Source organism: Dactylosporangium sp. NBC_01737 (genome assembly GCF_035963215.1).
GTDB lineage: Bacteria > Actinomycetota > Actinomycetes > Mycobacteriales > Micromonosporaceae > Dactylosporangium.
Genome location: NZ_CP109153.1, coordinates 187,506 through 211,196, shown reverse-complemented (window position 1 = coordinate 211,196; position 23,691 = coordinate 187,506). Strand labels below are relative to the sequence as shown.

Genomic DNA, 23,691 nt, shown 5'->3' with positions numbered 1-23,691 from the left:
CGGGACTCCTAGGCCTGAGACTGCTGGTCCGACGGCTGTTCCCACGGCGGTGGGGCGATCGGGGTGCGGGTGATCGAGCGGCGGATGCGGCCCAGCTTGGCCCGCCCCCGGCGGGTGCCCCAGGAGGTCAGGAACGCCCCGGTGGCCACCGCCCGCTCGGTCACGGGCAGCTCGTTGCTCATGAGCGCCTTGGTGATCTCCCAGGTCATCCTGGTGTGGTGGCTCTGGTCCGAGGCCGGCTTGCGCTTGCGGGTCTTGCCCTTGGCCGCGCCCGGCTCCAGCCACTCGAGCACCTCGTCGGTGTCACGCTGGGCGCCGAACGTGTTGGTCGCGTGCATCCGGCGGAAGAACAGCCGCTGCGGCACCTGCACGAACTCGCCGCGCAGCGCCAGCTCGTGCAGCATCCGCACGTCGCTGGACAGGAACGGCCCGAGCAGCCGCGTCTTGCGCAGCACGTCGGTGCGGATCACGCCGAAGACCTCGTTGCAGAGGTTCCACTTGCGCGCGTACCAGCTCACCCGGCTGCGTGAGCGCAGGTCGTGGGTGTCCATGGCGTCGTCCCACGGGCCGATCTCGTTGCCGTCGCTGTCGATCAGCATCGTCTGCGGGAAGGCCAGGATCGCCTCCGGGTGCGCGTCGAGCGCCTCCACGCACCGGCTGATCAAGCTCGGCGCGGCGAGGTCGTCGTGCGCGGCCAGGCGGAACAGCTCGCCGCGGGCCAGCTGCACCACCCGCCGGAAGTTGCCGGCCTCGCCGAGGTTCTCCGGGTTGCGGTACACCCGGACCCGCTCGTCCTTGGCGGCGTAGCGCTCCAGGATGTCCCAGGTGCCGTCCGTGGACAGGTTGTCGCAGACGACGATCTCGAAGTCCGGGTAGTCCTGGGCCAGCATCGACTCGAGCGCGAGGGGCAGGTACTTCTCGACGTTGTACGTCGTCATGCCGATCGTCACGCGAGGGTTGGTCGCAGGCATCAGGCCACCAGGATCTCTGCGGTCACGCCAAGGTCGGCGAGGGACTTGGCGATCTCTTCCTTGTAGGCGGGGTTGGTGATCACGACGGCCTTCGGCTGCAGCGTCGTCAGCGTGGACGGCGGGTCGACCCGGTGCCCGGTGACCGGCAGGAACCGGCCCCACTTGCGCGGGTTGAGGTCCACGACGCCGTGCAGGCCCAGCTCGCGGTCGGCGAGGGTCAGGAACTGCACGCCGCGCGAGCCCGCGCCCCACAGCACGGGCCGGGCGCCGTCGGCGTTGAGCTTCGCGATCGTGGTGCGCCAGCGCTCCCGCTCGGCGTGGTGCCGCTCGGCGAAGCCGGCGATCGCCGCGAGCTGCTTGTCGCGGGCCCGCATCGACGGCAGCTCGCCGGTGTGCGCGACGTGACCGCCGGCGCGGGGCCGGTTCGCCGACACCTCGATGTAGCGGAACATCCCCGAGAACAGCGTCCCCGTGGACTCGACCGTCCAGCCCGCCCGGCTGAAGATGCTGGCGAGGGAGTACGCGTCGAAGTAGGACACGTGCGGGTAGATGACCTCCCAGCCGGCGGTGGCGAGGTCGTAGACCGCGTCGGGGACCTCGACGTAGCCGAAGACCTCGCGACCCTTGGCCTGCTCCCGCAGGTCGACCAGGAACTCGTGCGGGTCGTCGAGGTGCTCGAACCAGTGCCGCGAGGTGAAGAAGTCATACTTCGGCAGGCCGGCGACCCGCGGGGCGAGCCCGCTGTGGAACGTGGTCGCGCCGCTGGTGCCGATCTCGCCCGCGTACATCGCGTCGTAGCCCACGCCGGTCGCGCCGCTGACGTGGGTGAGCTCCTTGAGGAACTCGCCCTGGCCGCACCCGATGTCCAGCACGAGCTTGCCGCTCAGGTCGTACCGCTCGCTGAGGCTCTGCACCAGGTCCGCGGAGAACCGCTGGAACGCGGGGGAGAAGTGCAGGTTGGTGTCCATCGTCGTGTCGTAGACCAGCAGGTCCGGCTCGAACGCGATGTTGCGCACGTAGGCGCAGCGCGGGCAGTGCGCCAGCTCCATCCTGCCGACGGGGGACGCGACGGCGTCGCCGTGGGCCTCCCAGTGCACCCCGCACAGGACCGGGATGTCACCGAGGTCGGCGAACGGGACCAGCCGCTCCTCGCCGCACGCGTCGCAGAGACGGTCCGTACTCATGCCACCCACCGCAGGTTGTTGTCGAGCTTGCCGGCCGCCATCAGCGACTTGATCCGCTTGATGCGCTGATGGGTCTCGCTGCCGAACTGCTCGATCGTGAGGCCGTGCCGCTGGTACTGCTCGATCAGCTGCTCGACGCCGAGCTTGACGGTCCACTTCGGCTGGAACTCGGGGACCTCCGCCGCGATCAGGTCGCAGGTGACCCGGTAGTTGCGCAGGTCCGTGCCGGCGCCCTCGGCGAAGGTGACCTCGCTGCCCGGCACCACCTCGGCGACCAGGTTGGCCACGTCGCGGATCAGGTAGTTCTCGCTGCTCTTGCCGACGTTGTACGCCTTGGCGTGCACCCGGGCCCGGTCGACCTCCAGCAGCGCCAGGAAGGCGGCGGAGATGTCCTCGATGTGCACCAGGGGGCGCCACGCCTTGCCGTCGGACAGCAGCCGGACCTGCCCGGTGAGCAGCGCGTGCGCGGCGAGGTCGTTGACGACCAGGTCGCCGCGCAGCCGGGGGGAGAACCCGTACGCCGTGGAGTTGCGCAGGAACACCGGCGAGAAGTCGTCGTCGGCCAGCTCCAGCAGGCCCTGCTCCGAGAGGATCTTCGACTCTCCGTAGGGCGTCACCGGCTGGAAGCCGGCCGTCTCGTCCAGCGGGGTGTCGTCGGCGCCCTTGCCGTAGAGCGAGCAGGACGACGAGAACAGGAACCGCTGCACCCCGGCGGCCTTCGCGGCCTTCGCCAGGCGGATCGTCGAGCGGTGGTTGACGTCATACGTCAGGTCCGGGTTGAGGTTGCCCAGCGGGTCGTTGCACAGCGCCGCGAGGTGCATGACCGCGTCGAAGCCGGTGACGTGGGACGGCTCGACGTCACGGAGGTCGACGCGCAGCGTCTTGACCTCCTCCGGCGCCGGCCCGAGCACGCAGTCCGCGAACAACCCCGTGTCCAGACCGACCACCTCGTGCCCGGCCTGCCGGAGTATCGGCACCAGCACGCTGCCGATGTATCCGTCGTGACCAGTGACGAGAACGCGCATGGCAAAGCTCCCGAACGCTCGGCGGGTGGAAGGAGAGTCTAAGAGGGACCGAAAGTGCCCTCGGTGGTGTGTCGGACTTCTTACTCTGGCGTTGAACTGCAGTCTTCGGTGACCGCTAGCTTCTTGGCCTGGATTCTGCCTTAGGCTGACGCGTCCACATCTTGCTCCTGCGGTATAGCTTCCGCCATGAAGCAGAAGCCTAGCGCCAACGATTATTTTGGGGGGACGCATGCCCGTTGTCTCGTGCCGGCTCTGTGGCGCCGAGCTCACCGAGACCTTCGTCGACCTCGGTATGTCACCACTGTGTGAGAGCTACGTCTCCGCGGATCGGGTCGACGCACCGGAAACGTTCTACCCACTGCACGTGCGCACCTGCTCTGAGTGTCTGTTGGTGCAGCTCCCGGCGTACGTGGCGGGTGAGGAGATCTTTTCCGACTACCTGTACTTCTCCTCCTATTCATCCTCCTGGGTGGAGCACGCCCGCCGGTACTCCGTCGCTATGATCGAGAAGCTCAGCCTAACGGCCGACAGCCTGGTCGCCGAAGTGGCCAGTAATGACGGGTACCTTCTGCAGCATTTTGTGGCCGCGGGTATTCCTGTGATCGGCGTTGAGCCAGCCGGAAATGTCGCGGCGGTGGCCCGCGAAAAGGGGATCCGGACCGAGGTCTGCTTTCTCGGGCCGGAAACCGGCGAATCGGTCGCGGCGCAGTACGGCCGCGCGGACCTGGTTGCCGCAAATAACGTCTATGCGCACATTCCGGACATCATTGGCTTCAGTCAGGGCCTCGCGAATTTGGTCAAACCGGACGGATTGGTCACGCTGGAGTTCCCGCACCTGCTCCGCCTGATCGAGCGCCGGCAGTTCGACACGATCTACCACGAGCACTACCAGTACCTGTCGCTGCTCACCGCGTCCCGGGCGCTCGCCAAGGGCGGGCTCACCGTCGTCGACGTGGAGGAGCTGTCGACGCACGGCGGGTCGCTGCGCGTACACGCGCAACACACCGGGACCGCGGGGGAGCCGTCGGTGGCGGTCAAGGCCGTCCTCGACGCCGAGGCCACGGCGGGCCTGCACACGTTCGAGGGGCACCAGGGCTTCGCCGACGAGGTCTTCACCATCAAGCGTGACCTGCTCGACTTCCTCATGAAGGCCCGCGCCGAGGGCAAGCGGGTCGTCGGCTACGGCGCCCCGGGCAAGGGCAACACCCTGCTCAACCACTGCGGCATCCGTGAGGACCTGCTCGAGTACACGGTCGACCGGTCGCCGCACAAGCAGGGCATGTTCCTGCCGGGCACGCACATCCCGATCCACGAGCCGGAGCGCATCGCCGCGGACCGGCCCGACTACGTCCTCGTCCTGCCGTGGAACCTGCGCACCGAGATCAGCGCGCAGCTGTCCTACGTGCGTGACTGGGGCGGCAAGCTGGTCTACCCGATCCCGGCTCTCGACGTTGAGGGGTAGTTTGTCGTGAAGGTCGTCCTGTTCTGCGGTGGTCTCGGCATGCGGATGCGCGAGGGCACCAGCAACGTGCCCAAGCCGATGGCGATGATCGGTGACCGGCCGCTGCTGTGGCACGTGATGCGCTACTACGCCCACTTCGGACACACCGACTTCGTTCTCGCCCTGGGCTACGGGGCGGCCGTGGTCAAGGACTACTTCCTGCACTACGACGAGACGCTTTCCAACGACTTCACCCTCGTCGGCGGCAACCGCGACGTGCAGCTGTTCTCGACCGACATCACCGACTGGAACATCACCTTCATCGACACCGGCCTCAAGGCCACGATCGGTGAGCGGCTTATGCGCGTGCGCAAGTACGTCGAGGACGAGCCGATGTTCCTGGCCAACTACGCCGACACGCTGACCGACGCGCCGCTGCCGGAGATGGTGGAGCGGTTCCGGGAGTCCAGCGCGGCGGTCAGCATGCTCGCCGTGCCACCCGTGTCCACCCACCACGTCGTGGAGATGGGCGCCGACGGTGCCGTCTCGCGGGTCCGGGACTTCCGCGAGCTGATGACCTGGGAGAACGGCGGCTACTTCATCATGCGGCCGGACATCTTCGACGTCCTGCGCGACGGCGAGGACATGGTGCCGCACGCCTTCGACCGGCTCATCCCGGACCGCAAGCTGCTCGCGCAGCAGTACGACGGGTTCTGGCGCGCGGTCGACACGTTCAAGGACCGCGCGGAGATGGAGGAGGCATACAACCACGGCAACTGCCCGTGGATGCTGTGGGACTCCACCCGCCGCCCGTCCCTCGTCCCCACGCAGCGCGCGTGATCGAGTTCTCGCTGGCCGGCGTGCGGTCCGTCGTCGCCCTGGGTGCCCACCCGGACGACATCGAGATCGCCGCCGGCGGGCTGCTGCTGTCCCTGCCTCCAGGGGTGTCGGTGCAGTACGTCCTCGCGACGGGTGTGCCGGCCCGGCAGGACGAGGCCCGCGCGGCCGCGACCGCGTTCCTGTCCCAGGGCACCGTCACGTTCCACCTCAACGACCTGCCCGACGGGCGCCTTCCCGCGCACTGGAACGCGACCAAGGAGATCGTCGAGGCCGCGTCCCGGCTCGGCACCCCGGACCTGGTCCTGGCGCCGTCGACCGACGACGCGCACCAGGACCACCGGCTGCTCGGCTCGCTCGCCTCGACCGCGTTCCGGGACTCCCTCGTCATGCACTACGAGATCCCGAAGTGGGACGGCGACCTCTCCCGGCGCAACGTCTACGTGCCGCTCACCCGTGAGCAGGGCCGGCGGAAGGTCGAGCTGCTGCACGAGCACTTCCCGTCGCAGAAGGCCCGCGACTGGTGGGACGACGAGGTGTTCCTCGGCCTGGCCCGGATCCGCGGCATGGAGTGCCGGGCCCACTACGCCGAGGCGTACACGGTGACCAAGTCCGTGGTGCGCTTCTAGGGCCCTTGGGTGACGGGCCTGCCGCCCTCGAGGTAGACGTTGCTGGCTTCCCACGTGACGCCGTCGAGGTCCTCGTTGGAGGCGGGCCCGTACCGGCTGTTCTGCACGAACACGTTGTTGCGGAACACGACCTTCTCCGCCTTCGTGTCCGGGCGCAGGTTCACCGTGTAGTTGCCGCCGGTGAACAGGTTGTCCTCGACGAGGAGATCGCTCAGCTTCGGGGCGGTCTCCGAGCCGAGCTGGAAGCCCGCGTTGAACGGGTCGTTGGTCGTCGGGTTGAACGCCTCGAGGGTGTTGTGTCGCACGATCATGTGCTCGCCGCCGGTCGTCTGCAGGATGTCCTGGTGATCCTTCTCGTCGGTGAAGACGAGATCGTGGATCCAGTTGTCCTCGATGACGGCGCCGTCGGAGACGCGGGGGCCCTCGTTGAGGTGGTGCATGTTGACGCGGCGCATCGTGTAGTGACCGAAGCCGACGCCGAGCCCCTGGCCCTCACCCACGATCTCGGTGTCCTCGATGAGCAGGCTCGCGCCGGGCACCACGTCGTCGAACACCCGGATGATCATGCCGCCCTTGTTCTTGCAGCTGATCTTCGACCGCTTGATCGTGACGTTCTTCGCTTTGATGTCCAGGCAGTCGGTGAGGATCTTGCCGTCGATGACGGTGTTGTCCTGGGTGATCGCATACTGCCCGGTGTACGGGGTGAGCTCCGTCCCGGCCGGCACCCCGGTGTTGTCGGGGCCGGGCCAGGGCTTCGTGGCCTTGACCGGACCCGCGACGAGGCCGGCGCCGGTGGTCGCGTGCTTCTTGCCGGGCTCGTCGAAGGCGTAGCTGGCCTTGTACGGCTGGTCGTCGACCGTCGAGTCCCTGACCACCGCGGGGGCGCCGGCGAAGTGCTGGAAGCCGGTGCCGCAGCCGTGGACCTTCACCTTCGCCGCGGTGTAGCCGCCGTTGCCGACGCCGACCATGTCCTTGGCGTCGCACCACACCTCGGTGTTCTCCACGACGGTGCCGCTGAAGCCGGGGAACACCCGGATCGCCACCGTGCCCTTGTGCCGCACGGTCGAGTTGACCACCTTGACGTTGTCGGCCTTGATGTGCAGGGCCGTGGTCAGGTGCTGCCCGTCGACGACGGTGCCGGCGGTGCTGATGACGGTGGCCTTCTCACCGCTGGTCGACTGGCTCTGCGAGCCGCCCGACAGGTACTGCACGACCGCGACGGTGCCCGCGGCCACCACGACCACGATCGCGACACCGATCGCGACGCGGCGGCGTGTGAACAGGCGCGGCCCGGTAGGTGGAGCGGTGTGACGTCCGGGCCGGCTTCTCTGCACCTGCTCCGTGCTGCTCACAGCGTCACCTCCGCTGCGCTCCGGCGCCGCCGTGAGCCAATCCTGCAATCCCGGTGCGCGGTTCCTCCGCTTCGCTCCGGACCGCTCACAGCGTCACCTCCGCTGCGCTCCGGCGCCGCCGTGAGCCAATCCTGCAATCCCGGTGCGCGGTTCCTCCGCTTCGCTCCGTGCTGCTCACAGCGTCACCTCCGCTGCGCTCCGGCGCCGCCGTGAGCCAATCCTGCAATCCCGGTGCGCGGTTCCTCCGCTTCGCTCCGGACCGCTCACACGATCTCCCCCTGTACGTGACTCGGCGCGCAGACCCGCGGACGATACGTGATCTGTCATCACGCCCTCAACCTGAGTGTCGGCTTTCTGCACATGGCGCACAGGGACTTTCGGCAGTTCGGACAGGCCGGATCGGCTTCCCGCCAGACTTTCCCACCCGATCCGGGGTTACTCGGCGGCGACCTTCACCTTGCCGTTGCCGTTGGTCGCGCCGCCTCCGGTCGCGCTCGTCGTGGTGCCGGCGGCCGGGGCGGCGGCCGGCGCGGCCTCAGCGTCGCGGCGGGCGGCCTCCCGGATCGCCTCGGCGGCCTGCTCGGCCTCCGCGATCGTCTGCGCGGCGCGCTCGGCGGCCTCGGTCCCGGCGGCGGTCGCGAGCTGCTCGATCTCCTGCGCCCGCCGCTGCGCGGCCTCGGCCCGCTCCTCCGCCTGGCGCAGCCGCTCCTCGGCGGCGGCGGCCTTCTCGCTCAGCGCCTCGGCGTCGACGGTGCGCTGCCGCAGCTCGGCCAGGTGCGCCTCGGCGGCCGCGACCTGGGTGGTGAGGTCCGTCTCCTGGGACCGCAACCCTGCCAGCTCGGTGCTCAGCGCCGCCTCGGCCTGGGCGACCTTGCTGGTGAGCGCCGTCTCCTGCTCGCGCAGCTCGGCGAGGCGGGCCTCCGTGGTCGCGGACTCCTTCACTCGCCGCCGCAGTTCGGCCTCCTGCGCGGCGGCCTCGGTGAGCCGCCCCTGCAGCGCCGTCTCCTGCGTGCGCAGCTCGGCGAGCCGCGCCTCGGCGTCGGCGGCCTCCGTGGCCCGCTCCCGCAGCTGCGCCTCCTGGGCGGTCAGCTCCGTGATCCGCTGCTCGGCGGCCTCGGCCTCGGCGAGCCGCGCGGTCAGTGCCGTCTCCTGCTCGCGCAGCTCGGCGAGGCGGGCCTCGGCGGCGGTGACGTCCTGCTCCCGCTGCTCCTGGCCTTCCTGCGCCGCCGCGGTCGCGGCGAGTCGCTCGGTCAGCGCCTGCTCCTGCTCGCGCAGCTCGGCGAGGCGCGCCTCGGCGGCGGTGGCGTCCTTGAGCCGTTCGCGGAGGGCGGCCTCCTGCGACTGGACCTCTGCCAGGCGGGCCTCGGCCTCGGCGAGCTTCGCGGTGACCGCCTCGACCTCGGCGGCGGTGGCCTGGGCGGCCGCGTCGGCCTTCGTCCTGGCGTCGGTGGCGGCCTTGGCGTCAGCGGCGGCCTTGACCTCGTGTGCGGCCTTGACCTCGGCGGCGGTGGCTTCGGCGGCGGTCACGGCCGCGGCGGCGCGCAGCGTGTCGGCCTCGGTCGCGGCGTCGGCGCGCAGGGACTCGGCCTCGGCCGCCGCGGCGGCGCGGAGCTGGTCGGCCTCGGCCTTCGCCGCGGCGCGGGCCTCGGCAAGCTCACGCTCCGCCGTGGCGCGCAGCTCGGCGAGCTCGGCGTCATGGGCGGCGCGCAGGTCGCGCAGCTCCTGCTCGATCGCGGCGCGGGCGGCGGCCGCCTGCTGCGCGGCCTCGGCGCCGGCCTTCTGCGTCGCCTCGTCGGTGCTCTTCTGGTGTGCCTCGGTCGCGGCGGCGTGCGCCTCGGCGGCCGCGGCCTCGGCCTTCGACACCGCCGTGTCGGCGATGGCCTTCGCCTGCGCGGCGGCCTGCTCGGTGACGGCGGTCGCGGCCTGCTCGGCCTGCGCGGCGACGGTCGCGGCGTGCTCCTCGGCCCGCGCGGCGACGGTGGCCGCGGCCCCTGCGCCTTGGCGGCGACGGCGGCGGCGGCCTGCTCCGCCTGCGCGGCCACGGCGTCGGCCTGCTGCCGTGCCTGCGCGGTCACCGACTCGGCCTGCTGCTGTGCCTGGGTCGTGACCGCGGTCGCCTGGGCCTGTGCCTGCGCGGTGACGGCGTCGGCCTGCTGCTGCGCCTGGGTCGTGACCGCCGTCGCCTGCGCCTGTGCCTGCGCCAGGATCGCGTCGGCCTGCTGCTGTGCCTGGGTCGTGACGGTGGTGGCGTGCTGCTGCGCGGCGGCGGCGTGCTGGTCGGCGTGCGCACGGACCTGCGTCGAGTGCTGCTCGGCGCTCGCCCGCAGCTCCTGCAGCTCCTGCTCCGCCTGGAGGCGGGCCTGCTCGAGCTGCGCGGTGACGGCGGCGGTGATGCGCTGCGCCTCGGCGTGGGCGTGCGCGACGATCCGCTCGGCCTCGGCCCGCGATGCGGCGGCCCGCTCCTCGACCGCGCGGGTCTCCGCGTCGAGGACGGCGCGACGCTCCGTAACCAGTCGCTCCTCCTCCGCACGGCGGGCGGCGAGGGCGAGCTCGAAGTCCTCGTTGGCCTTGGCGGCGCGGCCGCGGGCGTCGGCGAGCAGCCGCTCCGCCTCGGCGCGCAGGCCAGAGATGTCCTGCACGGCGTTGGCGCGGATCGACTCGGCCTGATCCTCGGCGAGGCCCAGGATCTGCTCGACGCGGGCGCCCAGATGACGGAACGAGACCTCGCCCACAGGACCCCGCCTGCGCAGGTCAGCGAGCTCCATCTGCAGGTCCTGAACCTGTGACGCGAGTGCCTGGACCTGGCCCCAGACCTCCTCGTTCTCCAGCTTCAGGGCATGGATCTCGTTCTCTGACTGAGTCCAGTACTTGTCGACCTGGCTGCGGTTGTATCCACGCAGTGCGGTCTCGAAGTCGGGCTCTGAAGAGACGCCGCCCGGGCCGGTGTCGAAGAGGTCGCCGTCTGCCATAACACCCATCCTCACACGCAACGTCCCGCCACGCGCAATTACACACCGCGCATGACGGGACGTGCGATCGAACTCCCCGTGAATGATAGAGAAGCGGCCGGATCACCGCGCCCCGCGAGCGTCAGGCGGAGACTTTGTCCCCGTCGCCGGACTTGGCCTTCTTGGCGTCGGCCGGGCCACCCTGCTGCGGGGGCTGGACCGACGGCATGATCCCGGCGAGACCGGAGAGCATCTGACCGAGCTGCGAGGTGACCGCGTCCTTCTGGCGAGTGAGGTCCTCGACCTCGCGCCGGGCGCGCTGGGTGGTCTCCTCGGCCTCGGCGCGAGCCTCGCTGAGCTGGCGGTGCGCCTCGGCGCGGGCCTCGTTGACCGTCTTCTCGGACAGGTTCTTGGCCTTCTCGAGGGTCTCGGCTGCGCTGCGCTCGGACTCGACCCGACGGGCCTCGGCCCGCTGCTCGATCTCCTTCGCGCGGTCCTCGGCGGCCCGGGCGCGGCTCTCGGCCTCGTTGACGAGCTTCTGGGTCGCGGCGACCGCGGAGGCGTGGCGGGCGGACTCGTCGCGCTCCGCCTTCTCCTGCCGCTCGGCGATCTCCAGCGCCAGGGACTGCAGGTCCTTGTCGCGCTTGTCCCGGGCGTCGGTCAGCAGCTTGGTCGCCTCGGCGCGCTTCTCCTCCGCCTCGCGGGCGGCCTTGGCGCGCAGCTGGGTGATCTCCCGCTCGGCGGTGGCCCGCAGCGTCGCGACCTCGCGCTCGACGGTCGCCTTCAGCTCGGCGACCTCGTGCGCGGTGGCCGTGCGCAGCTGCTTGGTCTCGCGCTCCGCGTCGGCGCGCAGCGTGTCGGCCTCGCGCCGGGCCTGGACCCGGACCTCGGCGGCCTCGCGCTCGGCGGCGGTGCGCAGGTTGCCGGCTTCGCGCTCAGCGGTCGCCTTCATGGCGGCGGACTCGGCCCGCGCCTTGTCGGTGATCTCGCGAGCCTCGAGACGCGCGGCGGAGATGATGCCCTCGGACTCCCGCTTGGCCTCGCCCCGGTGGTCGTTGGCCTGCTCCTCGGCGAGCCGCAGGATCTGCTCGACCCGCGTGCCCAGCCCCGACAGCGTCGGCCGGTTGTTCTCCTCCAGCTGCTTGTTCGTGTCGCTCAGCTTCTGCTCCATCGTGCCGAGCCGCTGCTCGGTCTGACGGATGCGCCGCTGGGACTCAGCGAGGCGACCCTCGGCCTCTTCGCGAGCCTGGTTGGCCTGCTGGAGCTGCGCGTTGATCCGCTGCAGCTTGGCGTCGACCTGGGCACGGTCATAGCCGCGCAGGACGACACTCAGCTCTTCGTGATCCGAGCCGTTCTGAAAGAAGTCAACCGAGGACTGCTGCTGGGGCATTGGCACATACTTGCAGACCACGGGGGGGCTTTCGCAAGGGTGCAACGGCACTCTTCCGAGATGGTCACAAGGTCAACTTCACCAGGGCAGGACACGCCCCGTGTTTGTCACGCTTTGTCGGCGTGTCGCCTGGCCGTCCGGCCAGGTCAAGGTCACCGAACGGCGTGCACACCGAGAGAATGCCCACCCCGGATGACATGGGTGTTCTGCCTGCAGTGGGCAAAAAACAACCGCGCCGGGAGGGTCACGTCATTGTGACCTTCCCGCCGCGGGGTCCTGGAGCTGCCGGACCGGTCCCGCTACTGGTCGCGGAAGCGGTTGATCGCCTGCTCGTGCTTTGCGCGCAGATCTGGGTCGCGGACGCCCAGACCCTCGGACGGGGCCAGGCACAGGACGCCGACCTTGCCCTGGTGGGCGTTGCGGTGCACGTCGTGGGCGGCCTGGCCGGTCTGGTCCAGCGCGTACGTGCGCGACAGCGTCGGATGGATCCGGCCCAGGGCGATGAGCCGGTTGGCCTCCCACGCCTCGCGGTAGTTGGCGAAGTGGCTGCCGACGATGCGCTTGAGGTTCATCCACAGGTACCGGTTGTCGTACTGGTGCATGAACCCGGACGTCGAGGCGCAGGTGACGATGGTGCCGCCGCGCTTGGCGACGTAGACGCTCACGCCGAAGGTCTCGCGGCCGGGGTGCTCGAACACGATGTCGGGGTCGTCGCCGCCGGTCAGGGAGCGGATCTCGGCGCCGAAGCGGCGCCACTCGGCGGTGTCCTGGGTGTGCTCGTCCTTCCAGAAGGTGTACGAGGAGCGGTCGATCACCAGCTCGGCACCCATGGCCCGGCACAGGTCGGCCTTCTGCGGGCTGGACACGACGCAGACCGGGGTCGCGCCGCCGTTGAGGGCGAACTGCGTCGCGTAGGAGCCCAGGCCGCCGGACGCGCCCCAGATGAGGACGGTGTCGCCCTGCTTCATCTGCGCGCCGTGGTGGGAGACCAGCTGCCGGTAGGCGGTGGAGTTGACCAGCCCGGGGCAGGCCGCCTCCTCCCAGGACAGGTGGGCGGGCTTCGGCATGAGCTGGTTGGCCTTGACCAGGGCCAGCTCGGCGAGGCCGCCGAAGTTGGTCTCGAAGCCCCAGATCCGCTGCTGCGGGTCCAGCATCGTGTCGTCGTGGCCGGCGGCGTCCTCGAGCTCGACGCTCAGGCAGTGCGCGACCACCTCGTCGCCCGGCTTCCACTTGCTCACGCCGGGGCCGACCTTGAGCACCACGCCGGCCGCGTCGGAGCCGACCACGTGGTAGGGCAGGTCGTGGCGCTTGGAGAGGTCGTTGAGCCGGCCGTACCGCTGCAGGAAGCCGAACGTCGAGACGGGCTCGAAGATCGAGGTCCAGACGGTGTTGTAGTTGACCGCGCTGCCCATGACGGCGATCAGCGCCTCGCCGGGGCCGACCTCCGGGGTCGGGACCTCCTGCACGTGCAGGGACTTTCGGGGGTCCTTGTCGCGGGTGGCGAGGCCGTCGAACATGTCGGTCTCGTCGGCGCGCACGACCACGCCGCGGTACGACGACGGCACCGGCAGGCCGGCCACGGCGCGGAGCTCGGCTGCAGGGTCCGTGGCCCGCTCCGCCTGCATGATCGCGTCGAGGATCTGCTGCACCGCTGGCTCCTTAACGTCCGGGATGAAGGCAACAAGCGTGGAACCCCGGAATGCGGGGTGCCTATGGGGATCGGCGACACATCTCGATGCCCTCATCCGGACGTTACTGAACAGTAGCTACATCAGGAACCGGCCTGTGAAGAAGTCCACTGACCGGCTCAGGAGTGGTTGCTCGAAGTTGCGCGGAATGGCTCCACCAGCTCCACGAGTACGCCTCCGGCGTCCTTCGGGTGTACGAAATTGATGCGCGAGTCGGACGTTCCGCGCCGCGGCGACTCGTACAGCAGGCGGACGCCGCGGGACCGCAGCTCGGCGCAGGTTGCATCGATGTCTGTCACCGTGTACGCGAGCTGCTGCATGCCCGGACCGCTGCGGTCCAGGAACTTCGCGATGGTCGAGGCCGGGCTCAGCGGGGCGAGCAGTTGCAGGCACCCGCCGTCCGTGGTCGGCCCGACCGACAGCATGGCCTCGCGCACGCCCTGTTCCTCGTTGGTCTCCTGGTGCACGCAACGCATGCCGAACACGCGCGCATAGAACTCGATCGCCTGGTCGAGATCGGCCACGGCGATACCCACGTGATCGATGCGCAGGATGCCGACGGGTGAGATATCCAACTGCGGGTCGGAAGACGTCATAGCGATAGTCTGAATCCCAAGTAATCGTTCAGTCGCGACGGTGCGATGTGAACCATCTCTCGGAGGCCACCCGATGACTCAATCGGTGATCGTCAACGGCGCCCGCACGCCGATGGGGCGCCTGCTCGGCGCGCTCAAGGACTTTCCCGCCACCAGGCTCGGGGGTGTCGCCATCAAGGCGGCGCTGGAGCGTTCGGGCGTGGCGCCCGAGCAGGTGCAATACGTGATCATGGGCCAGGTGCTGACCGCCGGCGCCGGCCAGATCCCCGCCCGCCAGGCCGCCATCGACGCCGGGATCCCGATGTCGGTGCCGGCGCTGACCGTCAACAAGGTCTGCCTGTCCGGCCTCGACGCGATCGCCCTCGCCGACCAGCTCATCCGGGCGGGTGAGTTCGACATCGTGGTCGCCGGCGGCATGGAGTCGATGACCAACGCCCCGCACCTGCTGGTCGGGCAGCGTCAGGGGTACAAGTACGGCGACGTCGTCATCAAGGACCACATGGCCCTGGACGGCCTCACCGACGCCTACGACCAGGTGTCGATGGGCGAGTCGACCGAGCGCCACGTGGCGCGGCTCGGGATCACCCGCGAGGCGCAGGACGCGTTCGGCGCGGCCAGCCACCAGAAGGCCGCCGCCGCGCAGAAGGACGGGCGCTTCGCCGAGGAGATCGTCCCGGTGGAGATCCCGCAGCGCAAGGGTGACCCGCTGCTGGTCACCGACGACGAGCAGATCCGGCCGGAGACCACGGTCGAGACCCTCGCCAAGCTGCGGCCCGCGTTCAGCAAGGACGGCACCATCACCGCCGCGACGTCCTCGCCGATCTCCGACGGTGCCTGCGCGGTCGTCGTCATGAGCAAGGCGAAGGCGGAGGAGCTCGGGCTGACCTGGCTCGCCGAGATCGGCGCGCACGGCAACGTCGCGGGCCCCGACAACTCGCTGACCAGCCAGCCGTCCAACGCGATCAAGCACGCCCTCGGCAAGGCGGGGCTGACCACGGCCGACCTCGACCTGGTCGAGATCAACGAGGCGTTCGCCGCGGTCGGCGTGCAGTCGACCGCGGACCTGGGCATCGACCCGGCGATCGTCAACGTCAACGGCGGCGCGATCGCCCTCGGTCACCCGATCGGCATGTCCGGTGCCAGGCTCGCCCTGACCCTCGCGCTGGAGCTGCGCCGCCGCGGCGGCGGGCTCGGCGCGGCTGCCCTGTGCGGCGGCGGCGGCCAGGGCGACGCGCTCCTGCTGCGTGTCCCCAAGCAGTGAACCAGCGATCATTCAGGACATGAGCGAAGGCAACGAAGCCAGGGAACCGAAGCGGTGAGCGTCCGGCGTTCGCGGGACGTGCCCGATCTGGTCGCGAAGGCGCGGGAGGGTGACCCCCGCGCCGTCGCGCGGCTGGTGTCGCTGGTCGAGGACGGCGACGAGGTGCTGCCGCAGGTCGCGGCGGCCCTCGCGCCGTTCGCCGGCCAGGCCCACGTCATCGGGCTGACCGGCTCGCCCGGCGTGGGCAAGTCGACCACCACCAACGAGCTGGTCCGCGCGTTCCGCAACGCGGGCCGGCGCGTCGGCGTGCTCGCCGTCGACCCGTCCAGCCCGTTCACCGGCGGGGCGATCCTCGGCGACCGGGTCCGGATGCAGGACCACGCCACGGACCCGGGCGTCTACATCCGCTCGATGTCCAGCCGGGGGCACCTCGGCGGGCTGTCGGCGGCGACCCCCCAGGCCGTGCGGGTGCTCGACGGCGCGGGCTGCGACCCGGTCGTCGTGGAGACCGTCGGCGTCGGGCAGGCCGAGGTCGAGATCGCCGGGCTCGCCGACACCACCCTGGTGCTGCTCGCGCCCGGCATGGGCGACTCGATCCAGGCGGCCAAGGCGGGCGTGCTGGAGATCGCCGACATCTTCGTGGTCAACAAGGCGGACCGGGACGGCGCCGACGCCACGTACCGCGACATCCAGGGCATGATCGGCCTCGGCGAGCGGGCACCCGGCCAGTGGCGGCCCAAGGTGCTGCGCAGCACCGCGACGAAGGCCGAGGGCATCGAGGAGATCGTGGCGGCGATCACAGAACACCGCGAACACCTCCAGGACACCGGCGAGCTGCGCAGGAGGCGGGAGCGCCGGGCGGCGGCCGAGATCGAGGCGATCGCCCTGGGCACGCTGCGTGCCCGGATGGAGGCCCTGCGGGGCGGCGCGGTCCTCAAAGAGCTGGCCGCTCGCGTGGCCGGCGGTGACCTGGACCCCCACACCGCGGCGGGAGAGCTGGTGACCATGACCGAGCTGCCGAACGGCGGCTAAGGTCTGCGGGTCAACCTTCAGCTCGACCAGCACAGGGGGCACATCTTGACGGCCTGGACCGTCATGCTGCGTGGCATCAGATACCGGTCCGGCCGGTCGTTCGTGGTCTTCCTCCTCGCCGTTACGGCGACCACGGCGGCCGTGCTCGCACCCGCGTACAGCCGTGCCGCGCAGCAGTCCGTGCTCACCGACGGCCTGTCCGCCGCGTCCACCGACGCGACCGGGCTGACCGTCGGGGCAAAGGGCACCGCAGACAGCGCCGCGTTCAAGGACCTCGCCGAGATCCGGCTGGCCATGAACACCGCGCTCGCCAAGGACCAGCTGCTCGCCGACCGGCTCGACCTGCCGGTCGCGGCAATCGACACCGAAGTCACCCTGGGTGGCAAAGTCGCCTCCGGCGACGGTGACGTGGGCGCCAAGCTCGCGTACCGCGACAACGCCTGCTACCACCTGACGATCGACGGCGACTGCCCGGACAACCCGGGCGAGATCGCGGTCAGCAAGCGCACCGCCACGGCCCGCGACCTGAAGGTCGGCGACCGCCTCACCGTCCGGATGGGACCGGCGACTGGCGGGCACGACAAGACCTTCACGATCCGCGGCATCTACACCCCGACCGACGGCGACGCCGCGTACTGGGGCCGCACCTCCTACTTCAGCGCCGCCGCGGGAGGCGAGGGGGAGCGGGCCGACGCGCTGTTCTCGATGACCGAGGACGACCTGCGCCTGGAGCGCACGGCGACCCTGGCGACCCGCCTGGAGTACCCGCTGCGCGCCGACCGGGTCAGGCTCGACGACGTCGCAGGGCTCCGCGACGGCATCCAGACCCTGGGGGACCGGCTGCGGGGGGAGGAGCTGGAGGTGACCACCACCCTCCCGGCGGTCCTTCGCGACATCGACGCCGACCGCGCCAGCATCGGGCGGACGGCGCCGGTCATCGCCGTACCACTGCTGCTGTTGTGTTGGTTTGTGCTGTTCCTGCTCGTCGCCTCGCTGACCGAGGAGCGGGCGCCGGAGATCGCGCTGGCGAAACTGCGCGGCTATCCGTCCGGGCGGGCCGCCAGGTTCGGGCTCGGTGAGGTGCTGCTGCTGACGGCGGCCGCCGTGCCCGCCGGGATCGTCGCCGGGCTGCTGCTCGTGCAGGCCGCCGCGGGCGCGCTGCTCGCCGACGGGGTCCGGGTCGAGGTGCGCTGGCCGGTGTTCGCAGCCGCGGGCATCGCCCTGGCCGCCGGCCTCGCCGCCGCCGTGCTCGCCGGCCGGCAGACCCTGGCGCGGCCCGTCCTCGGCCTGCTGCGGCGCGTCCCCGAGCGGGGTGGCTGGCGGGCCGGCGTCGCGGAGGGCGTCGTCGTGGCGCTCGCCGTGGCCAGCCTCGCCGCCGCCGTCAACGACCGTGGCTCGCCCCTCGCCCTGCTCGCGCCGCCGCTGCTCGCGGTCGTCCTCGGAGTCGCCGCCGCCCGGCTGCTCGGCCTGTGGTCGCACGCCCGGCTGCGCATCGCCCGCCGTCGCGGCCGGATCGTGCCGCTGCTGTCCGCCGCGCAGCTGTCCCGCCGCCCCGGCGGCCAGCGGCTCGTCGTGGTGGTCACCGTCGCGGTGGCGCTGCTGACGTTCGCCGCGACCGCGTGGGACGCCGCCGCGCAGGCCCGCCGCGACACCGCCGACGACACCGTCGGCGCGCAGCGGGTCCTCACGGTCGCCGCCGACCACCCGTCGGCCCTGGAGGCCGCGGTCGACAAGGCGGACCCCGGCGGTCACTCCATGGCCGTGGTGCGGGCCAGCCAGCGCTTCGACAACGCCCCCATCGAGCTGCTCGGGGTGCAGTCCGGCCGGCTGGCGGGCGTCGCGGTGTGGCGCGGGCACTCCCCGGCCGAGGTCGGCGAGCTGGCCTCACGGCTGCACCCGGACGTCGCCGCGCCGCTGCGGGTCGGCAAGGACCTCGCCGCCGAGATCTCCGTCGACGCGCTGCCGGCCAAGCCGGCGCTGCGGGTCGCCGCGATCGTCGCCGCGCCGGGCCAGCCGCCCGCACGGTGGCGCTCGGCGGGCTGGGCAAGGGACGACGAAGTCCTACCACGCCGCCCTCACCGGCTGCGCGAACGGCTGCCGCCTCGTCGGCCTGGCCATCGGGCGGGCCGCCGGGGGCAGCGAACCCTTCGCCGTCAGCGTCGCCGTTCGCGGCCTGAGCACCGACGGAGCGGCCCTCGCGGCCGGCTTCGACCTCGCCGGCCGCTGGCGCCCGAGGCAGAGCTCGGTCACCGTCCGGTCGGGCGCGGCGCTCGGCGTCGACGTCTCCGGCACCGAGCCCGCCGACGCCGTCGTCGAGCACGTCGACACGCCCGACGCGCTGCCCGCCGTGCTCGCCGGTGGGGCGCCCACCGACGACGCGGCCGCGGCGACGTTCAAGCTGCCCGGCTTCTCCGACCAGCCGCAGCCGTTCACGGTCGCGGCGCACGCCGCCGGCCTGCCGCGGGCCGGCCGGCGCGGGGTGCTCTTCGACCTGGACTACGCCACCCGGATGGCCGAGCGGGGCGCCAGCCTCGCCGACAACGCCACCCTGCGCTACGAGGTGTGGGCCTCGGCCGCCGCGCCCGCGGACCTCGACCGCCGGCTCGCCGCGGCCGGGGTGCAGGTGCTGCGCACGGAGACCATCGAGGGGCAGCTTTCGCAGCTGGCCCGGCGGGCGCCGGCGCTCGGGCTGTGGCTCTACCTGCTCGCCGGTGGCGCCGCGATCCTCCTCGCGATCGGCGTGGTGCTGCTCACCGCGTACGTGGGGGTCCGGGCCCGCCTCTACGAGCTCGCCGCACTGCGGGTCGCCGGGGTGCGGGCCGGGCAGCTGCGCAGGGTGGTGTTCCGGGAGTACCGGGCGCTGCTCGGCCTGCCACTGGTCGTCGGTCTCGCCGCCGGTCTGGTCGGTGCGATGGTGATGCTGCCGGGGATCCCGCTCGTCACGGTCGGGGTCGCCGAGCCCTTCGCCCTGCGGCTCGGCATGGGCGCGTTGCCCGTGGCGGTCGCCGTCATCGTGGTGGGTCTGTTTGCGGCGGTACTGATGGTGCTGCGGCTCATGGGACGCGCCACGCCGCAGCGGCTGCGGGACGGTGCCCAGTGACCGGCCCGGAGCGCGGCGGAGGTGCCGCTCACCGGGACGGCATGAGCGGACTGTCCGTGACCTGCCGTGGACTGGTCTACATCTACCGGCTGGAGGGCTACGACGTCGTCGCCCTGTCCGGGGTCGACCTGGACATCTCCCCGGGCGAGTCGGTCGCGCTGCTCGGCCCGTCCGGGTCGGGCAAGTCGACGCTGCTGTCGCTGCTCGCCGGGCTCCTGCCGCCGTCGGCGGGGCGGGTCAGCGTCGGCGAGCACGACCTGGCCCGGGCCACCCCCGCGGAGCTGCAGCAGCTGCGGGCCACCGACGTCGGGGTCGTGCTGCAGGGCGCCTCACGCAACCTGCTGCCGTACCTGACGGCGGAGCAGAACGTGCGCTTCGCCCAGCGCGGCGTCCCCGGCGACCGGCGGCGGCAGCTGCCCGACCCGCGGGAGGTCCTCGCGACCGTCGGCCTGAGCGGGCGGGGACGCAACCGGCAGCGGCCGCAGCGACTCTCTCCTGGTGAGCGTCAACGGTTGGCGCTCGCCGTCGGGCTGGCCGCCCGGCCGGGACTGCTGCTCGCCGACGAGCCGACCAGCCAGCTCGACACCCACGCCCGCGACGAGGTGCTCCTCGCCCTGGACGCGGTCCGCCGGGCCGGCACGACGGTGGTCGTCGTGACGCACGACCCGGACGTCGGCCAGCGGATGGGCCGCACCGTCACGATCCGGGACGGCCGGGTCGGTGCCGAGGGCCGTCGCGGAGAGGACTACGCCGTGGTCGGTCGCGACGGTACGGTGCACCTGCCCCAGGAGGCGCTGCGCCTGCTGCCGCCCGGTTCGCTGGTCGGGGTCGAGCCGCAGCCCGACGGCACGGTGCTGTTGGTGCCCGCCCGGTCCGCACATATGGAGGACATGCAGTGAAGACGTTGACGGTCGACGGCGTCACGGTGGCGTACGAGCGGGACCACCCGGTGCTGCGCGACGTCTCGGTGGTCGTCTCCCCGGGGCAGATCCTCGCCGTCACCGGACCCTCCGGGGCCGGCAAGACGACCCTGCTGTGGGCGATGGCGGGGCTGCTGAAGCCCGCCGCCGGTGTCGTGGCCGTGGACAGCACGCCGCTGCGCGACCGCGACCACGCCGTGACGGAGAAGGTCGTGCTGATCCCGCAGGACAACGGGCTCGCCGCGATCCTCACCGCGCAGGAGAACATCCAGGTGGCGATGATCGCCGGCGGTGCGGCGCCGGCGGACGCCCGGCGGGCGACCGTGTCGTCGCTGGAGCGGCTCGGCCTCGCCGGCCAGGCCGACCAGCTGGTCGAGGAGCTCTCCGGCGGCCAGCAGCAGCGCACCGCGATCGCCCGGGGCCTGGCCCTGCACGGCGCCGTGGTGCTCGCCGACGAGGTGACCAGCGAGCTGGACTCCACCAACCGGCAGAAGGTCATGGAGCTGCTGCAGGAGGAGGCCCGCCGCGGCGCGGCGGTCGTCTTCGCCACCCACGACCCGGAGGCCGCGGCCGCCTGCGACCGCGAGCTGCATCTCTCCGACGGGGTCGCCCAACTGGTCCGTTAGGGCTGTTTCCGGCTCCCCGACCCTGCGGGCCGCGGTTCCATGGGGGGTTCCCACCCCACACCCCCCATGCTCCGCGCCGCTACGCACGAAAGCCCTATCCCTGCGGTGGCCGGGCGCGAGTACGCTCGCGCTCGGCCACCGACCTAGGGGAGTTTTTGACATGACCGACGTGACCGCGGGTCTCCCCGCACAGCGCACTGATGTGGACGATCCGGACATGACGGGCGACGCGCTCTCCATCGAGCCGGCCGCCCCGGGGTCCGTCGCGGGCGCCACCACCGGCGAGCGGGTCAGCGCGTTCGCCTCCGACACCGCCGAGCGGGTCGGCGAGTTCGCCAGCACGACCGCCGACCGGGTCGGGGAGTTCGCCACGACCACCGCCGCGGCGTCCGGGCGGATCGCGTCGCAGGTCGTCGACCGGCTGCGCAACAACGCCGAGCTGGCGGCCGAGCGGGGCACCACCACCATCGCCGACGAGGTGGTCGAGAAGATCGCCGGCATCGCCGCGCGTGAGGTCGCCGGCGTGTACGACCTGGGCGGCGACGTCGCCCGCGTCTTCGCCTCCGTCCGCGACCGGATCGGGCTCGGCGACGACGAGCGCGAGCACGGCAACCGCGGCGTGAGCGTCCGGCTCGAGGGCCGCTCCGCGGCCGTGCAGGTCACGCTCGTGATCGAGTACGGCTTCGTGCTGTACTCCGTGGCCGAGAAGGTCCGCGCCAACGTCATCGGCGCCGTGGAGAACCTGCTGGGGCTCGAGGTCACGTCGGTCGACATCGTCGTGGACGACGTGCACGTCAGCGACAAACTGCCCGAGTCCGTCGCGGCGTCCGAGGCGTAAGGGCCGGGTAACGGAGGGTGGGAGTTCGCCCACCCTCCTTAGCGATCGTTCAGGGAGCGCATACCATCGACGGTGAGACGGACACCCCGATCACCCGAGGAGCGCCGACACCCGATGGACGCCCACGACATTGCCGAGGGCCGAGCCCGCTGGCAGCGCCGCTACGACGAGGCCCGCAAGCGCGACGCCGACTTCACCACCCTGTCCGGGACCCGCCTCGAGCCGGTCTACGGGCCGCCCGAGGGTGCCGACGTGCCCGGCTTCGAGCGCATCGGCTGGCCCGGCGAGTTCCCGTACACGCGCGGGCTGCACCCCACGGGGTATCGCGGCCGCACCTGGACGATCCGGCAGTTCTCCGGCTTCGGTAACGCGCAGCAGACCAACGCCCGCTACAAGATGCTGCTCGGCGCCGGCGGCGGCGGGCTGTCCGTCGCCTTCGACATGCCGACGCTGATGGGCCGCGACTCCGACGACCCGCAGTCGCTCGGCGAGGTCGGCCACTGCGGCGTCGCGATCGACTCCGCGGCCGACATGGACGTCCTCTTCGACGGCATCCCCCTGGCCGACGTCACCACCAGCATGACCATCTCCGGGCCCGCGGTGCCGGTGTTCTGCATGTACCTGGTGGCCGCCGAGCGCCAGGGCGCCGACCTGAGCGTGCTGGACGGCACCCTGCAGACGGACATCTTCAAGGAGTACATCGCGCAGAAGGAGTGGCTCTTCCCGCCGGAGCCGCACCTGCGCCTCATCGGTGACCTGATGGAGTTCTGCGGCAAGGAGATCCCGCGCTACAAGCCGCTGTCCGTCTCCGGCTACCACATCCGCGAGGCGGGGTCGACGGCCGCGCAGGAGCTGGCGTACACCCTCGCCGACGGTTTCGGGTATGTGGAGCTGGGCCAGTCGCGGGGGCTGGACGTGAACCGGTTCGCGCCCGGCCTGAGCTTCTTCTTCGACGCGCACATCGACTTCTTCGAGGAGATCGCGAAGTTCCGGGCCGCGCGGCGGATCTGGGCCCGCTGGCTGCGCGACGTGTACGGCGCGACCAGCGAGAAGGCGCTGTGGCTCAAGTTCCACACGCAGACCGCCGGCGTGTCGCTCACCGCGCAGCAGCCGTACAACAACGTGGTCCGCACCGCGGTCGAGGCGCTCAGCGCGGTCCTCGGCGGCACCAACTCGCTGCACACCAACGCCCTGGACGAGACGCTGGCGCTGCCGACCGACGAGGCGGCGGAGATCGCCCTGCGCACGCAGCAGGTGCTGATGGAGGAGACCGGCATCACCAACGTCGCCGACCCGCTCGGCGGCTCCTGGTATGTCGAGGATCTCACCGACCGCATCGAGGCGGAGGCCGAGGCGATCTTCCAGCGCATCCGCGACATGGGCGGCGACGGCACCATCACCGCCGGCATCCTGCGCGGCATCGAGGACGGCTGGTTCATGTCGGAGATCGCCGACAGCGCCTTCGTCTACCAGCAGGCTGTCGAGAAGGGCGACAAGCGGGTCGTCGGTGTCAACGTGCACACCGGCTCGCTGACCCGTGAGCTGGACATCATGCGGGTCTCGCACGAGGTCGAGATCGAGCAGAACAAGCTCCTCGGCGCCCGCCGCATCGAACGCGACAACGCCCTGGTCGAGCGCAAGCTGGCCGAGATGGTCGACGCCGCGCGCAGCGGCGACAACATGATCCCCGCGATGCTCGACGCGTGCCGGGCCGAGGCAACCCTCGGCGAGATCTGCGGCGCGCTGAAGGACGAATGGGGCATTTACCGCGAACCGGCACGTTTTTAAGGGCACCGTTACCTAATCTCAATGCAACCGGCTCCTCTCCCGGGTGGTCTACCTACGAACGACCT

General features: G+C 71.4%; 20 protein-coding genes and 1 pseudogene. 12 read left to right on the top strand and 9 right to left on the bottom strand.

Translation table 11 applies throughout. The features are described 5' to 3' along the window. Positions 1–8: 8 nt before the first annotated feature. From OHA72_RS00970 to OHA72_RS00960, 3 genes are read right to left on the bottom strand one after another with little or no spacing between them, the layout of a single operon-like run. Complete coding sequence (locus tag OHA72_RS00970; RefSeq protein ID WP_327005972.1) at positions 9–950, bottom strand: glycosyltransferase family 2 protein; 942 nt, start codon at positions 948–950, stop codon at positions 9–11. A 20-nt stretch (positions 951–970) separates the two neighbouring features. Further along, a complete protein-coding gene (locus OHA72_RS00965) occupies positions 971–2,155 on the bottom strand; it encodes a class I SAM-dependent methyltransferase (RefSeq protein WP_327005971.1) in 1,185 nt (394 codons plus the stop codon). Then, positions 2,152–3,180, bottom strand: coding sequence for an NAD-dependent epimerase/dehydratase family protein (locus tag OHA72_RS00960; RefSeq protein WP_327005970.1), 1,029 nt, complete (start codon positions 3,178–3,180; stop codon positions 2,152–2,154). Before OHA72_RS00960 ends, OHA72_RS00965 begins: the two co-directional genes overlap by 4 nt. Positions 3,181–3,409: 229 nt before the next feature. On the opposite strand from OHA72_RS00960, the gene OHA72_RS00955 reads away from it, so the two are divergent. Genes OHA72_RS00955 through OHA72_RS00945 form a run of 3 tightly spaced genes read left to right on the top strand, consistent with a single transcriptional unit; the run spans position 3,410 to position 6,087 of the window. Beyond that, positions 3,410–4,642, top strand: a complete 1,233-nt coding sequence (locus OHA72_RS00955; protein WP_327005969.1) for a methyltransferase domain-containing protein — start codon at positions 3,410–3,412, stop codon at positions 4,640–4,642. Positions 4,643–4,648: 6 nt separating this feature from the next. After that, positions 4,649–5,461 (top strand): sugar phosphate nucleotidyltransferase, encoded by an 813-nt coding sequence (locus OHA72_RS00950; RefSeq protein ID WP_327005968.1) that lies wholly within the window; start codon positions 4,649–4,651, stop codon positions 5,459–5,461. Further along, entirely contained in the window at positions 5,458–6,087 is a 630-nt protein-coding gene (locus OHA72_RS00945) for a PIG-L deacetylase family protein (RefSeq protein ID WP_327005967.1), read from the top strand. The genes OHA72_RS00950 and OHA72_RS00945 overlap by 4 nt, the downstream gene beginning before the upstream one ends. On the opposite strand, the gene OHA72_RS00940 is transcribed toward OHA72_RS00945, so the two are convergent. Beyond that, positions 6,084–7,439 carry a right-handed parallel beta-helix repeat-containing protein gene (locus OHA72_RS00940; protein ID WP_327005966.1) on the bottom strand — a complete coding sequence of 452 codons (1,356 nt, stop codon included), beginning with the start codon at positions 7,437–7,439 and terminating at the stop codon, positions 6,084–6,086. The two genes, OHA72_RS00945 and OHA72_RS00940, sit on opposite strands and share 4 nt — an antisense overlap. A gap of 435 nt (positions 7,440–7,874) precedes the next feature. After that, entirely contained in the window at positions 7,875–9,302 is a 1,428-nt protein-coding gene (locus OHA72_RS00935) for a coiled-coil domain-containing protein (protein WP_327005965.1), read from the bottom strand. Positions 9,303–9,688: 386 nt separating this feature from the next. Here OHA72_RS00935 and OHA72_RS00930 point away from each other — a divergent pair, with 386 nt between their 5' ends. Then, positions 9,689–10,225 (top strand): hypothetical protein, encoded by a 537-nt coding sequence (locus OHA72_RS00930; RefSeq protein WP_327005964.1) that lies wholly within the window; start codon positions 9,689–9,691, stop codon positions 10,223–10,225. A gap of 304 nt (positions 10,226–10,529) precedes the next feature. On the opposite strand, the gene OHA72_RS00925 is transcribed toward OHA72_RS00930, so the two are convergent. The 3 genes from OHA72_RS00925 to mce form a co-directional block, all read right to left on the bottom strand. After that, on the bottom strand, positions 10,530–11,777 hold the full coding sequence (locus tag OHA72_RS00925) for a coiled-coil domain-containing protein (RefSeq protein ID WP_327005963.1): 1,248 nt from the start codon (positions 11,775–11,777) through the stop codon (positions 10,530–10,532). Positions 11,778–12,076: 299 nt separating this feature from the next. Continuing rightward, positions 12,077–13,426, bottom strand: coding sequence for a crotonyl-CoA carboxylase/reductase (gene ccrA / locus OHA72_RS00920; protein WP_327005962.1), 1,350 nt, complete (start codon positions 13,424–13,426; stop codon positions 12,077–12,079). 158 nt (positions 13,427–13,584) lie between these two features. Next, complete coding sequence (gene mce / locus OHA72_RS00915) at positions 13,585–14,061, bottom strand: methylmalonyl-CoA epimerase (RefSeq protein WP_327005961.1); 477 nt, start codon at positions 14,059–14,061, stop codon at positions 13,585–13,587. A 73-nt stretch (positions 14,062–14,134) separates the two neighbouring features. On the opposite strand from mce, the gene OHA72_RS00910 reads away from it, so the two are divergent. After that, positions 14,135–15,322: an acetyl-CoA C-acetyltransferase gene (locus OHA72_RS00910; RefSeq protein ID WP_327005960.1), complete on the top strand. Its 1,188-nt coding sequence runs from the start codon at positions 14,135–14,137 to the stop codon at positions 15,320–15,322. Positions 15,323–15,376: 54 nt separating this feature from the next. Continuing rightward, positions 15,377–16,354 (top strand): methylmalonyl Co-A mutase-associated GTPase MeaB, encoded by a 978-nt coding sequence (gene meaB, locus OHA72_RS00905; protein ID WP_327005959.1) that lies wholly within the window; start codon positions 15,377–15,379, stop codon positions 16,352–16,354. 17 nt (positions 16,355–16,371) lie between these two features. Here meaB and OHA72_RS00900 read toward each other — a convergent pair whose 3' ends face one another. Next, complete coding sequence (locus OHA72_RS00900) at positions 16,372–16,719, bottom strand: hypothetical protein (protein WP_327005958.1); 348 nt, start codon at positions 16,717–16,719, stop codon at positions 16,372–16,374. Between OHA72_RS00900 and OHA72_RS64500 the strand changes: the two are divergent. The 6 genes and pseudogenes from OHA72_RS64500 to OHA72_RS00870 form a co-directional block, all read left to right on the top strand. Further along, positions 16,649–17,551: pseudogene (locus OHA72_RS64500) on the top strand (FtsX-like permease family protein); the annotation flags it as partial. The gene OHA72_RS00900 and the pseudogene OHA72_RS64500 overlap by 71 nt on opposite strands. Before the next feature lie 1,150 nt (positions 17,552–18,701). Beyond that, positions 18,702–19,454, top strand: coding sequence for an FtsX-like permease family protein (locus tag OHA72_RS00890; RefSeq protein WP_327005956.1), 753 nt, complete (start codon positions 18,702–18,704; stop codon positions 19,452–19,454). Positions 19,455–19,495: 41 nt separating this feature from the next. Continuing rightward, the gene (locus OHA72_RS00885; protein WP_327005955.1) at positions 19,496–20,353 is read left to right on the top strand and encodes an ABC transporter ATP-binding protein; all 858 of its coding nucleotides are present in this window, start codon (positions 19,496–19,498) and stop codon (positions 20,351–20,353) included. Continuing rightward, entirely contained in the window at positions 20,350–21,000 is a 651-nt protein-coding gene (locus OHA72_RS00880) for an ABC transporter ATP-binding protein (protein WP_327005954.1), read from the top strand. Before OHA72_RS00885 ends, OHA72_RS00880 begins: the two co-directional genes overlap by 4 nt. A 160-nt stretch (positions 21,001–21,160) precedes the next feature. Next, a complete protein-coding gene (locus OHA72_RS00875; protein WP_327005953.1) occupies positions 21,161–21,838 on the top strand; it encodes an Asp23/Gls24 family envelope stress response protein in 678 nt (225 codons plus the stop codon). Between the two features lie 114 nt (positions 21,839–21,952). Next, entirely contained in the window at positions 21,953–23,626 is a 1,674-nt protein-coding gene (locus OHA72_RS00870) for a coenzyme B12-dependent isobutyryl-CoA mutase large subunit (protein WP_327005952.1), read from the top strand. Positions 23,627–23,691 lie beyond the last annotated feature (65 nt).

Excerpts from the sequence above, each read along its gene's own strand:
- OHA72_RS00965 (WP_327005971.1), bottom strand. The coding sequence starts at position 2,155 with ATGAGTACGGACCGTCTCTGCGACGCGTGCGGCGAGGAGCGGCTGGTC.
- OHA72_RS00960 (WP_327005970.1), bottom strand. The coding sequence starts at position 3,180 with ATGCGCGTTCTCGTCACTGGTCACGACGGATACATCGGCAGCGTGCTG.
- OHA72_RS00955 (WP_327005969.1), top strand. The coding sequence starts at position 3,410 with ATGCCCGTTGTCTCGTGCCGGCTCTGTGGCGCCGAGCTCACCGAGACC.
- OHA72_RS00925 (WP_327005963.1), bottom strand. The coding sequence starts at position 11,777 with ATGCCCCAGCAGCAGTCCTCGGTTGACTTCTTTCAGAACGGCTCGGAT.
- mce (WP_327005961.1), bottom strand. The coding sequence starts at position 14,061 with ATGACGTCTTCCGACCCGCAGTTGGATATCTCACCCGTCGGCATCCTG.
- OHA72_RS00910 (WP_327005960.1), top strand. The coding sequence starts at position 14,135 with ATGACTCAATCGGTGATCGTCAACGGCGCCCGCACGCCGATGGGGCGC.
- OHA72_RS00885 (WP_327005955.1), top strand. The coding sequence starts at position 19,496 with ATGAGCGGACTGTCCGTGACCTGCCGTGGACTGGTCTACATCTACCGG.
- OHA72_RS00875 (WP_327005953.1), top strand. The coding sequence starts at position 21,161 with ATGACCGACGTGACCGCGGGTCTCCCCGCACAGCGCACTGATGTGGAC.
- OHA72_RS00870 (WP_327005952.1), top strand. The coding sequence starts at position 21,953 with ATGGACGCCCACGACATTGCCGAGGGCCGAGCCCGCTGGCAGCGCCGC.